11 protein-coding genes are annotated in these 12,026 nt (G+C 63.2%); 3 read left to right on the forward strand and 8 right to left on the reverse strand.

Features of this window, described 5'->3' with window-relative positions; genetic code table 11:
- Nucleotides 1-11: 11 nt before the first annotated feature.
- Nucleotides 12-860, reverse strand: a complete 849-nt coding sequence (locus tag ACI7M0_RS10235; protein ID WP_129933630.1) for a 3-hydroxybutyryl-CoA dehydrogenase — start codon at nt 858-860, stop codon at nt 12-14.
- A gap of 13 nt (nt 861-873) precedes the next feature.
- Complete coding sequence (locus ACI7M0_RS10240) at nt 874-2,058, reverse strand: acetyl-CoA C-acyltransferase family protein (RefSeq protein WP_129933629.1); 1,185 nt, start codon at nt 2,056-2,058, stop codon at nt 874-876.
- Nucleotides 2,059-2,226: 168 nt separating this feature from the next.
- Between ACI7M0_RS10240 and ACI7M0_RS10245 the strand changes: the two genes are divergently transcribed.
- Nucleotides 2,227-3,315 carry an AraC family transcriptional regulator gene (locus ACI7M0_RS10245; RefSeq protein WP_129933628.1) on the forward strand — a complete coding sequence of 363 codons (1,089 nt, stop codon included), beginning with the start codon at nt 2,227-2,229 and terminating at the stop codon, nt 3,313-3,315.
- A gap of 466 nt (nt 3,316-3,781) precedes the next feature.
- On the opposite strand, the gene ACI7M0_RS10250 is transcribed toward ACI7M0_RS10245, so the two are convergent.
- Entirely contained in the window at nt 3,782-4,840 is a 1,059-nt protein-coding gene (locus ACI7M0_RS10250) for an IS110-like element ISPpu11 family transposase (RefSeq protein ID WP_405314606.1), read from the reverse strand.
- Nucleotides 4,841-5,031: 191 nt separating this feature from the next.
- Here ACI7M0_RS10250 and ACI7M0_RS10255 point away from each other — a divergent pair.
- Nucleotides 5,032-6,386 (forward strand): IS3 family transposase gene (locus ACI7M0_RS10255; RefSeq protein ID WP_405314508.1). Its coding sequence is split into 2 segments (ribosomal slippage): nt 5,032-5,505 and nt 5,508-6,386, totalling 1,353 coding nucleotides; the frame shifts between segments, so codons are not numbered across the junction.
- A gap of 182 nt (nt 6,387-6,568) precedes the next feature.
- On the opposite strand, the gene ACI7M0_RS10260 is transcribed toward ACI7M0_RS10255, so the two are convergent.
- Nucleotides 6,569-7,006 (reverse strand): carboxymuconolactone decarboxylase family protein, encoded by a 438-nt coding sequence (locus tag ACI7M0_RS10260; RefSeq protein WP_064493037.1) that lies wholly within the window; start codon nt 7,004-7,006, stop codon nt 6,569-6,571.
- A gap of 200 nt (nt 7,007-7,206) precedes the next feature.
- Here ACI7M0_RS10260 and ACI7M0_RS10265 point away from each other — a divergent pair, with 200 nt between their 5' ends.
- Nucleotides 7,207-8,403 carry a CynX/NimT family MFS transporter gene (locus ACI7M0_RS10265; RefSeq protein WP_129933859.1) on the forward strand — a complete coding sequence of 399 codons (1,197 nt, stop codon included), beginning with the start codon at nt 7,207-7,209 and terminating at the stop codon, nt 8,401-8,403.
- Here ACI7M0_RS10265 and ACI7M0_RS10270 read toward each other — a convergent pair.
- The 4 genes from ACI7M0_RS10270 to glcF all read right to left on the reverse strand — a co-directional run bounded on the left by ACI7M0_RS10270 (nt 8,396) and on the right by glcF (nt 12,025).
- The gene (locus ACI7M0_RS10270) at nt 8,396-9,829 is read right to left on the reverse strand and encodes a PLP-dependent aminotransferase family protein (RefSeq protein WP_129933860.1); all 1,434 of its coding nucleotides are present in this window, start codon (nt 9,827-9,829) and stop codon (nt 8,396-8,398) included. The genes ACI7M0_RS10265 and ACI7M0_RS10270 overlap by 8 nt on opposite strands.
- A gap of 91 nt (nt 9,830-9,920) precedes the next feature.
- Entirely contained in the window at nt 9,921-10,259 is a 339-nt protein-coding gene (locus ACI7M0_RS10275; RefSeq protein ID WP_012051955.1) for a hypothetical protein, read from the reverse strand.
- 139 nt (nt 10,260-10,398) lie between these two features.
- Nucleotides 10,399-10,797, reverse strand: a complete 399-nt coding sequence (locus tag ACI7M0_RS10280) for a heme-binding protein (RefSeq protein ID WP_129933861.1) — start codon at nt 10,795-10,797, stop codon at nt 10,399-10,401.
- Nucleotides 10,790-12,025, reverse strand: a complete 1,236-nt coding sequence (gene glcF, locus ACI7M0_RS10285) for a glycolate oxidase subunit GlcF (protein ID WP_129933862.1) — start codon at nt 12,023-12,025, stop codon at nt 10,790-10,792. Before glcF ends, ACI7M0_RS10280 begins: the two co-directional genes overlap by 8 nt.
- Between the last annotated feature and the right edge of the window lies 1 nt (nt 12,026).

A 12,026-nucleotide genomic window follows, 5' to 3' on the forward strand; every position in this document is an offset into this window, starting at 1 on the left:
GCGCTTGGTCCTCAGTAGGTGAAGAAACCGCGACCGCTCTTGCGCCCCAGCCAGCCGGCCGCGACCATTTCCTTGAGCAGTGGAGCAGGGCGGTACTTGCTGTCGCTGAAGCCTTCATGGAAGGCCTCCATGATCGCCAGCAGGGTGTCCAGACCGATCAGGTCGGCCAAGGCCAGCGGGCCGATCGGCTGGTTACAGCCCAGGCGCATGCCGGTGTCGATGTCCTCGGCACTGGCCAGGCCTTCCTGGCGCACGAAGATCGCCTCGTTGATCATTGGCACCAGGATGCGGTTGACCACGAAGCCCGGGCGGTTGCCGGCGGTGATCGGGGTCTTGCCGACTTTTTCGGTCACCACCAGCGCTTGGGCGTAGGTGTGGTCGCTGGTCTGCAGGCCACGAATGATCTCCACCAGCGCCATCATCGGTACCGGGTTGAAGAAGTGCACACCAATGAAGCGCTCGGGGTGCTCGATGCTGGCGGCCAGTTGGGTCACCGACAGCGAAGAAGTGTTGGTGGCGATCAGGCAGTCGGCGGCGACGTTGGCTGCCACCTGCTGCAGGATGCGCTGCTTGAGCTGCAGGTTCTCGGTAGCCGCTTCGATCACCAGCTGTGCAGCGCTGAGCTGGGTGTAGTCGGTGCTGGTGCGGATGCGGGCTTTGGCGGCTGCGGCTTTGTCGGCGTCAAGGGTGCCCTTGCTGACCTGGCGCTCGAGGTTCTTGCTCAAGGTGGCCACACCGCGCTCAAGCGCTGCGTCGGAAACATCCACCAGCAGCACCTGGTAGCCGGCAATGGCGCACACCTGGGCAATGCCGTTGCCCATGGTGCCCGCGCCGATCACGGCGATCTGTTCAATGCTCATGTGTCAGCCTCCCTCAGACGCGCTCGAACACGACAGCGATGCCTTGGCCGCCGCCGATACACATGGTGGCCAGGGCGTAGCGGCCCTGCATGCGCTGCAGCTCATGGATGGCCTTGGTGGCGATGATCGCGCCGGTGGCACCCACTGGGTGGCCCAGGGAAATGCCCGAACCGTTGGGGTTGACCTTTTCCGGGTCGAAGCCCAGCTCGCGGGCAACGGCGCAGGCCTGGGCAGCGAAGGCTTCGTTGGACTCGATCACATCCAGGTCTTGCAGGTTCAGGCCGGTTTTTTCCAGCACTTTGCGGGTGGCCGGGATCGGCCCCAGGCCCATCAGTTCGGGTTCCACCCCGGCGTGGGCATAGCCCACCAGGCGTGCCAGTGGCTTCAGGCCCAGGCGGCGCACCGCGTCACCGGTGGCCAACACCAGGCCGGCGGCGCCATCGTTGATACCGCTGGCGTTGCCGGCGGTGACGGTACCGTCTTTCTTGAATACCGGCTTCATACCGGCCAGTTGTTCGGCGGTCACATCAGCACGCACATGCTCGTCGACACTGAACTGCACGCTGCCCTTGCGGGTTTTCAGCTCCAGCGCAACGATCTGGCTGGCGAAGCGGCCCTCGGCAATCGCACGAGCGGCGCGGCGCTGGCTGGTCAGTGCCAGTTCGTCCTGCATTTCGCGGGTAATGCCGTACTTGGCCGAAACGTTCTCGGCAGTGATGCCCATGTGGAAGTGCTGGAACGGGTCCTGCAGCACGCCGACGGTATAGTCGATGCCTTGCAGGTCACCCATGCGTGCACCCCAGCGCGCTTGTGGCAGCAGGTAAGGGCCACGGCTCATGGACTCGGCGCCGGCCGCGACGGCCACATCGGTGTCGCCAAGCAACAGGCCCTGGGCCGCAGAGACAATAGCCTGCAGGCCAGACCCGCACAGGCGGTTGACGTTGAATGCCGGCGTTTCCTTGGGGATGCCAGCGTTCATTGCCGCTACCCGTGCCAGGTAGGCGTCACGCGGTTCGGTGGGGATTACCGTGCCCATCACCAGGTGGCCGACTTGCTCGGCGGCCAGGCCCGAACGCTCGATGGCGGCGCGGGTCACGGCGCTGGCCAGGTCGGCCAGCGGCAGGTCCTTGAGGGAACCGCCAAAGCCACCAATGGCTGAACGGACGGCACTGACGACGTAGATTTCTGCGCTGCTCATAAGGGCTCCGATTGCGAAGGCGTGGCGGGACCGGGCCAGGCTCTGCGAGAATGGTTGGCGGCCCCGAAGTGGGTTCGAGTCTAGGCAAAGGCTCTGTAGCAGCCTATGCCGAATCTGTTCAAACAACCTGGCACTTTTTGCCACTCAGCATAGACAGCGAAAACCGCCATGCGCGAAAGCGATTCAGTCGCCGTGTACTTCCTCAACGCCATGCTCCACGCCCTGCGCGACACACCCGCCGAGCGTGATGCCCAGCTGCGTGCGGTGGGCATCGCCCCGCAGCTGCTCGATCAGCCTCTGGCGCGGGTGCCGGCCAAGGCGTTCGCCCAGCTGTGGCTGGCGTTGATCCAGCGCCTGGACGATGAGTTCTTTGGCCTCGACAGCCATGGCATGCCGCTGGGCAGTTTTGCCCTGATCTGCCGGGGGTTGATCCTCGAGCCGAACCTGGAAAAGGCCTTGCGCCAGTGCATGGGGGGCTTCGGCCTGTTCCTGCGTGACCTGCGTGGCAGCCTGACGGTACGTGGCGGGCGGGCGGTGATCAGCGTGCAGTCGAACATTGCCGACCCCTTGACCCGGGTCTATGCCGAGGAAACCTACCTGGTGCTGATGATCGGCATGCTGTGCTGGCTGGCCGGACGGCGGATTGCCATCGACCGCACGGAGCTCGCGGTGTCGCGCCCGGCCCAGGAGGACGACTTGCTGCTGTGGGGCCCGGACCTGCGCCTGGGCAGCGGACGCACCGAGGTGGAGTTCGACAGCGCCTACCTGCGCCTGCCGGTGGTGCAGGACCGTGCAGCCCTGAAGACCTTTCTGCGCAGTGCACCTCAGGGGCTGGTGATCCGCTTTCGCAATCAGAACGGGCTGGTGGCTGAGGTGTATCGGCACCTGCGGGCATTGCGCTATGGACAGTGGCCGACATTGGCCGCACTGGCGCAGCAACAAGGGATCAGTGCCAGTACCTTTCGCCGGCAGTTGGAGCGGGAGGGGCGTTCGTACCAGCAGATCAAGGATGAAGTGCGCCGGGCCATGGCCTTCGAGCGGCTGCGCGAAGGCGCGTTGAGCATTGCCGAAATTGCCGAGCAGGCGGGGTTTCAGGAACCGAGTGCGTTCCACCGGGCGTTCAAGAAGTGGACCGGGCAGAGCCCAGGGGGCTACCGGGCGCGGCTGGCCGGCCTGCGTTCTAGCTGTGGAAGCGGGCTTGCCCGCGAAGGAACCAATGCGGTGGATGGCACCGGCTCTGCCGGTGTTCGCGGGTAAACCCGCTCCTACAGTCCACACGCACAGAATTGTGGGAGCGGGCATGCCCGCGAAGAAACCAACGCGGTGGATTGCACCGGCTCTGCCGGTGTTCGCGGGTAAACCCGCTCCTACAGGGCACGCACAGAATTGTGGGAGCGGGCATGCCCGCGAAGAAACCAACGCGGTGGATGGCACCGGCTCTGCCGGTGTTCGCGGGTAAACCCGCTCCTATGTATGGACTCGCCCACACTGTCTAGCTGCTTTTTTGAACATAGGAACCCGGTTGCATCTATGTATCAGGCCTGTTCGAGGAAGCTTTTTGCTTCTGGCCAACATCGTGGTGAGCTCGCAGTGTGCCGTTTACATTGAGGCCACTATCAGGCCTGTAGGAGCGGAGGCATCGGTCTGCGACGGTCTTACCTAGGGTCAATGTTCACTAGCAGGGGTTGGAGCGCCTAGCGCCCCGGTGGCATTACCCGGTGGGTCAGAGGCTCATAGCCGCCTCCGGTTTTTCGTTCGGTTTGCGTTGGTAAACCTGATCGCTCTGTAACAGGGCCCAGATAATCCGCAGATTTCGATTAGCCAGCCTGATCGCCGCCTCCTTGCGCCCAAGGCGGGATAGCCAACGCAAGAGGCGGCGATCATCTGGCTGATCGGAATCAGGCCTTAGCTGGCTCAAGACGGAATGCGCGCCCTGGATCATCAGGCTGCGTATGTAGCCGTCACCGCGCTTGCTCATCTTGCCCAATCTGATTTTGTTTCCGCTGCTGTGCTGATCGGGCACGATACCGAAGAAGGCGGAATACATTCGGCCACTGGCGAAGCGGCTGGGGTCGGTCTGTTTCGCCACGATCGCCGTGGCAATGATAGGGCCGACGCCGCGAATGGTGATCAGTCGCTGAGCGACTTTATCCTCTTGGGCAGTCGCTTCGAGCCGGCGGCTCAGCGCCGCTATGCGTTCACCTAGAGACAACCAGTCCATCAGCAACTCATCGAGCAACTCGCGCAACAGGTCGGGTAGAGGCAAGGAAGCATCCTCAAGCGCCTGAGGCACATGCTTATTGATCGCGGCATCGCCCTGGGGCATGGATACGCCATGCTCAAGTAGCAAACCACGGATCTGATTGCCCAGCGCGGTATGTCGCTTGATGTTACCGCGCCGGATACGGTGCAGCGCTTGAATAGCCAGTGCTGTGGTGCTCTTGATCGGTATCGAAGCGATGCTCGTATCGCGACCGGCACGCAAAATGGCATAGCAGTCGTTACGATCGTTCTTTGCACCGCTGCGATGTTCGGCGACACGTTGCGCCGGCAGGATGCGAACCGGATTACCTTTGGCCTGCAGCAGCCTGGCCCAGGCTTGCGCACCTGGACCGCACTCCATCAAGACGGCCACGGTCGTTGGCAGCCTGAGCAGGAAATCATGGAACGCTTGGCGGGATTTGATGCGATCTTCGTAGATCACCCGCCCAGTAGCGTCCTCGCCTGCTAATTGGAAGACCTGTTTGGCCAGGTCTACGCAGATGGTTGTGCAAAGCTCCACATCAGTGGAAGACAGGGAATCGTGTTTCGAACTATGCTTTTTCATGGTCTCGCCCTCGCTGCCGTTGGCTTCTTCGAACACCACCGTGGCACTGTGATGCCTCGGCGGGGGCGAGTCCATCGATTACAGGGCACGCACAGAATTGGACTGCCCCCAAGAAGTTGGACACCAATCCAACCCTTGGGGGATCTATGGGTAAGTACACCGAGCAATTCAAGCTCACAGCGATCACAGCCTACCTGGATGGCAGCAACGGTTTCCGAAAGGTGGCTCAACACTTAGGTATCGATTTCAGCCTGCTTCGACGCTGGGTGGCCAGTTATCAGGCCAATAATGGCATTGGTCCAGGCTCGCATGGGCGGCGCTATACCAGTGATTTCAAACAGCAGGTGCTTAGCTATATGCACGAGCATCGGCTTTCGCTGCGCCAGACTGCTGCCCACTTTGGTCTTGGGCAGTCCTCTCAGATAGGCATTTGGCAGCGGCAGTACTACAGTGGCAGTCCTGCACCCTCTACTGCCACCAAGCCAAGAAAGCCAATCGACGTGTCGAAGAAGATCAAGCCTGCCAAACCCACCGATACCAATGATGATCAGAAGTCTCGAGATCAGCTGATGGCTGAACTTGAGTACCTGCGCATGGAGAATGCTGTCCTAAAGGAGCTCAAGGCTCTGCGCGAGGAAAAGGAACGAACACGCGGGAAAAAGTCCTGATCGTTTCCAAACTCAAGCGCAGGTTTCCTTTGCCTGACCTCCTTCAGTTGGTCGAGCTGGCGCGCAGCACCTTCTACTACCAGCTCAAAGCTCAGCAGAAGCCAGACCGGCATGCTGAGCTCAAGGCATTGGTGCATCGCGTCTATCACGAGCAGAAACGGCTTTATGGTTATCGCCGTGTCGCACTCGTAATCAGGAAGGAAAAGCGGGTGAACAAGAAGGTCATTGAACGGCTGATGGCTGAGCAGGGATTGAAATCAGTAGTGCGCCCCAAGAAATATCGCTCCTATCGAGGTACCGTCGGCAAAGTGGCAGCGAATGTACTGGAGCGAAATTTTGTCGCTCAACGCCCAAACCAGAAGTGGGTGACTGACGTAACCGAGTTCAAAGTAGCTCAACAGAAGCTCTATCTGTCGCCCGTGATGGATTTGTACAACGGCGAAATCGTGGCCTACGAAATGGCCAGCCGCCCGTGCTATAGCCTGGTTGGGAACATGCTTGGCAAAGCGCTCGATTGCCTGGGAGAGAAACCGAAGCTCGTGCTGCATTCGGATCAGGGATGGCATTACCAGCAGGCGCAATACCGCCGTAAGCTAAGCGAATGTGGGGTAAAGCAGAGCATGTCTCGAAAAGGCAATTGCCTGGACAACGCGGCCATGGAAAGCTTCTTCGGCACGCTCAAATCTGAGTTTTTCTACCTGAAGCGTTTCGAGAGCATTGATGAGCTGAGAGCGGGTCTGGATGAGTACATTCACTACTACAACCATGATCGCATCAAGCTGAGGCTCAATGGCCTGAGCCCTGTGGAGTACAGGGCTCAGGCTGCAGCTTAAAACTGTCCAACTTTTGGGGGGCAGTCCAAATTGTGGGAGCGGGCTTGCCCGCGAAGAAACCAACGCGGTGGATGGCACCGGCTCTGCCGGTGTTCGCGGGTAAACCCGCTCCTACAGGGCACGCACAGAATTGTAGGAGCGGGCTTGCCCGCGAATAGGCCAGCACAGGCCACCCGAAAGGATCAGGCCGGCACCATGGCAAAGCCGACGCCGAACCGGTTCCAGGCATTGATGGTGGCAATTGCCAAGGTCAGGTTGGCCACCTCGCCCGGCTCGAAGTGTTCCTGCAGGGCTTCATATTGCTCTTGCGGCGCACCCCGTTCAGGCAAGCGGGTCAGGCTCTCGACCCAGGCCAGGGCAGCACGTTCACGCGGCGTGAAGTAGCTGGTGTCCTGCCACACGCACAAGGTCTGCAGGCGTGCTTCGGTCTCACCGGCCTTGCGCGCATCGTTGGCGTGCAGGTTGACGCAGTAGGCGCAGCCGTTGATCTGCGAAGCGCGCAGGCGTATCAGCTCCAGCAGCGAGTGTTCAAGGCCGCTGTTGGCCAGCGCCTGCTCCAGGCCGACCATGGCTTTGTAGGCTTGCGGCGCGTGTTTGGCCCATTCGATACGGTTGTGCATGGCAGTCTCCAGAAGTGTGGGGTGGACATGGCGCTACTGTAGCGCCGCTCATTGGCCACCCCGATAGCCAATTTTGCGCATAAGCGGGAGGCCAATCGTCCATTCAGGTGGCCACTGACCTGCATCCAATCTCTTCATTTCTGCCAGGCCAGCCGAGCCGGGATAATGGCCAGTTCCTGTTACAAGAGAACCGACTCACAATGAGCGCTGTACTGAACCTGTTGCTGGTGATCCTGCTGGCGTTGAACCTGCGGCCGATCCTGACCAGTATCGGCCCGTTACTCGAACCCATGCGCGCCAGCACCGGCCTGGGTTACCAGCAGGCGGCCTTGCTGACGGCGCTACCGGTGCTGTGCATGGGCCTGGTGCCCCTGTCGCAACCGTGGCTGCGACGCTGGGTCAGCGAGCATGGCGGCATGCTGGGGGGCCTGGCCGCGATTGCCCTGGCCTGCCTGTGGCGCCTGCAGCTGGACAGTGCCTGGGCGCTGATCGCCAGTGCGCTGGTCGCCGGCCTGGGCGTGGCGGTGGTGCAGGGCATGATGCCGGGGCTGGTCAACCGCTGGTTCCCCGGGCGTCTGGCCGGGGCGATGGGGCTGTACTCGGCAGCGCTGATGAGCGGCGGCGGCCTGGCTGCAGTACTCGGGCCACACATCAGCGGCCATTTCGGCTACTGGCAGGCGGGCCTGGGCGTATGGGCGGTCCCGGCCGTGCTGGCGGTGCTGGCCTGGGCCGTGCTGCGGCCAAGGCAGGAGGCGCCGAAGCTGTCTGGGGCCGCAGGCGGGCACTGGTTCGGCACCCGCCGGGCATGGTTGCTGGCCCTGTACTTCGGCCTGATCAACGGCGGCTACACCAGCATGGTGGCCTGGTTGCCGGCTTACCACATCGAGCATGGCGGCAGCGCTCAGGGCGGTGCCGACCTGGTGGGCCTGATGACCGTCTTCCAGGTGCTCGGTGCGCTCGGCCTGCCGCTGCTGCTGCGACGTTGGGCAGACAGGCGCCCGGGTTTGTGGCTGGCGCTGGCGATCCAGCTGGCGGGCTTCCTGGGGCTTTTGCTGGTACCTGCGGCGGCTTCCGGGCTTTGGGTCGCCATGATCGGCTTTGGCTTGGGTGCCTGCTTCAGCCAGTGCCTGACGTTGACCCTGGAACACCTGAAAACGCCTGCCGAAGCCGGCAGCCTGGCGGCGTTCGTACAGGGTATCGGCTTCATCATCACCGGCATCGTGCCGTATATCACGGGTTGGCTGCGGGATGTCAGTGGCGACTTCCAGGCTTCGTGGACGCTGTTGACCGTGACCGTGATGGCAATGCTGCTGGTGACCGCGTGCTTCAACCCGCGCGGCTATGCGGTGGCTATCGCCCGGCCGGCCGCAACCGGCAAGGCCGCACCGGTCAACTGAGGCGTTGCAGGGTATCGCGTACCCGGTCCAGCGCCGGGTCGATATCCAGCAGTTCGATGGCGCCGAAGCCCATCAATAGCCCCGGCCGTACCGGTGCCTCGCTGAAGAAAGGTGCCAGGGAATACAGGCCGACCTCTACCTTGCGCGCGAGGTTGGCCAACAACTCCACATCCACCCCGGGTGTGGCCAAGGCACTGAGGTGGAAGCCTGCGCTGGCGGGGATGGCGCTGAACCACGGTGCCAGATCGCCGCCCAGGCGCGCCAGGATGCGCTCGCGGCGTGCGCTGTAGACCTCGTGGCAGCGGCGGATGTGCTTGTTCAGGTGGCCTTCGCCAAGGAAGCGCGCCAGCGCCCACTGCAGCAGGGTAGGGCTGTGCCAGTCGCTGAGGTGCTTGGCCACGCAAGCGGCCTGCAGTACGGCAGGCGGTAATACGGCATAGCCCAGGCGCAGCTCGGGTAGCAAGGTCTTGGAGAAGGTTCCGACATAGGCGACCAGCCCATGCCGGTCCAGACGCTGCAGCGCGTCCGAGGCTGGCCCGTGGTAGCGGAACTCACAGTCGTAGTCGTCTTCGATGATAAGTGCACCCAGCTCGGCGGCCCGCGCAAGCAGGGCATGCCGGCGTGGCTCGCTCATCGGCATGCCCAGCGGGAACTGGTGCGAGGGTGTTACGTAGATCAGCCGGGTGCCGTCGGCGATCTGTTCCACGCACAGGCCCTCATCGTCCACCGGCACCGATTGCAGGCGTGCACCCAGGGCCAGGAACAATTGCCGTGCCGGTGGGTAGCCAGGATCTTCCATGGCCACCTGGCAGCCCGGCTCGACCAGCACCCGGGCGATCAGGTCCAGCGCCTGCTGGGCGCCGTTGCACACCAGCAGGTCGGCTGCGCTGCAGTGCACCCCGCGCGAGTAGGCGATGTGGTGGGCAATGGCTTCGCGCAGTTCCGGCAAGCCCTGGGCCGGGAATTGTCGCTCGGGGTGGCGCTGGCTACGGCGCAGGGCGTAGTTCAGGCAACTGCGCCACTGGTCGAACGGGAACTGTGCCTTGCTCGAAGCACCCCCGACGAAGTCATAGCGCGATGGCGCCTGCAATTGGCGTTGGCTGAGCACGGTGGCGCGTTGCTGCCAGCGCTCGAGGGAGGCGGCGCCGGCCAGGGGGAGGGTGGCTGATTCGCTACTGCGCAGCGGATGGCGTGGGGTGACGAATGTGCCACGGCCGACCACGCCGCTTAGCAGGTTATCGTAGGTCAGCCGCGAATAGGCCTCGGCCACAGTCTTGCGCGATACGCCCAGTTGTTCAGCCAGCAGACGGGTAGGCGGCAGTTGGGAGCCGGCGGCCAGGTGGCCGCTGTCGATACCGTCGCGCAGTTGCTGGTAAAGCTGATCGGCCAGGCCTTTGCGGCCCTCCAGGCGAATGTGCAGTTCCATGGGCGGGTCCGGAGCGGAGGATTGCTCAGGATAGCGGATTGGCTGCGACTCAGGTGCTTGTCACAGGCGACTAAGAGGCCGAGCCAACCGCTCAGAGCCGAGCGGTGCTGACGGTGATATAGCCTTTTTCTGCCAGGGCAATGCGTATCACGGTTTCGTCTTCCGGCGCGTTGCGGTTGCGCTTGATGCGCACGCCTTCAACCGTCGAAGCTTTCATATGCTCTGAAATGGCCCGCCCGTTCGCGTCGAAGAACACCTCGCTGGCCAGCAACTCGATGCGTTCGATCAATTGCCGGGAATGTTCATCGGTGGCGCAGAAGAACATGACCCCCGACAAGTGCGGGTCGTTGTCGGGGTTGGTCATGTCATGGGCCAGCATTTCGCGCAGGCTGCTGCGCAGTTCGGCGATGGGGCGGGCGTACGGGTGCATGCGGAGCCTCCTCTGGATCGCGACCTTGCGTCCTCCAGTGCCGATCATGTTTTCTGTGGGCAGAGGCAGCAAGTAGGGCGCTTCTGAGGGCTGCGTAGGAAACGTCTTAAGATGCTGGGCGGTGGTCGAACCCCAGGGTCTACAAGGCAGCAGCCCCCGCCTTGGCCACCTGGGCATCCTGTTCGGATTTGACGCCGGATACACCAATGGCGCCCACCACCTGGCCTTCCACCCGCAGCGGCACGCCACCTTCAAGGCTGGTCAGCAGGGGGGCGGTCACGAATGCCGTACGGCCACCATTGACCATCTCTTCATAATCCCGCGTCTCTTTGCGCCCCAGTGCGGCGGTGCGGCCCTTTTCCATCGCGATGTAGGCACTGGCCGGCGCGCAGCCGTCCAGGCGTTCCAGGGCCAGTGGGTGGCCGCCGTCGTCGACCACGGCGATGGTCACGCTCCATTGTCGGGCCTGGGCTTCCTGGCGGGCGGCGGTCAGTACGCGGGCGATTTCGGTCTGGCCGATAACGAACTTGCTAAGCATGGGCGGGCTCCGGGTTCAAGGCTGCTTCGACGATTTCGACCCAGTGGCGCACGGGCGTGCGTCCAGCTCCGTCGAGGTGGGCCTGGCAGCCTATGTTGGCTGTGGCAATGAGGTGCGGTTTACCACTTTCCAGCGCATTCAGACGATTGTCGCGAAGTTGCAGTGACAGTTCTGGCTGGGTCAGCGAATAGGTCCCCGCCGAGCCGCAGCACAGGTGGCCATCGGGCACAGAGGTCAGGGTAAAGCCAAGCCGCGTCAGCAACGCTTCCACCGCGCCGCCCAGTTTCAGGGCGTGCTGCAGGGTGCATGGGCAGTGGAAGGCCAGGCGCTGTTCGGCGCACAAGGCCAATTGTTCGATCGGCTCATCGCGCAGGATTTCCACCAGATCGCGGGAAAGGGCGCTGACCCGGGCGGCCTTGGCAGCGTAGTGGGGGTCTTTTTCCAGCAGGTGGCCATAGTCGCGGACAAACGCACCGCAGCCGCTGGCGGTCTGCACGATAGCCTCGGCACCCGCTTCGATGGCGGGCCACCAGGCGTCGATATTGCGCCGCGCCCGCTGCAGGCCTTGCTCCTGAGCATTCAGGTGATAGTCCACCGCGCCACAGCATCCGGCCTGCCGGACCGGTTGCACACTGATGCCCAGGCGGTCGAGCAGCCGCGCAGCAGCGGCATTGGTATTGGGTGACAGGGCCGGCTGCACGCAGCCTTCCAGCATCAGTACCCGGCGTGCATGGCGCACTGCCGGACGCTGGCCGGGTGTGGTGACCTGCGCCGGCAACTTGCGTTTGACCGAGGCCGGTAGCAGCGGGCGCAGCACCTGGCCGCTGCGGGTCAGGGCCTTGAACAGTGCCGGGCGCGGCACCACCGCACGCAGGCCCAGGCGCAACAGGCGCTGGCCGAGCGGGCGTGGCACCTGCTGCTCGACCACTGCGCGGCCGATGTCCAGCAGATCGTGGTACTTCACCCCCGATGGGCAGGTGGTTTCGCAGTTGCGGCAGGTCAGGCAGCGGTCCAGGTGCAATTGGGTGCTGGCGGTGACCGGCTCGCCCTCGAGCATCTGCTTGATCAGGTAGATGCGCCCGCGCGGGCCGTCCAGCTCGTCGCCCAGCAACTGGTAAGTGGGGCAGGTGGCGGTGCAGAAACCGCAATGTACGCAGGTGCGCAGGATGCGCTCGGCTTCGTCGGCGCGGGCCAGGCGGCGCGATGTTTCGCTAAGGTTGGTTTGCATG

This window comes from Pseudomonas sp. 10(2024), from assembly GCF_045164175.1.
Lineage (GTDB): Bacteria > Pseudomonadota > Gammaproteobacteria > Pseudomonadales > Pseudomonadaceae > Aquipseudomonas > Aquipseudomonas alloputida.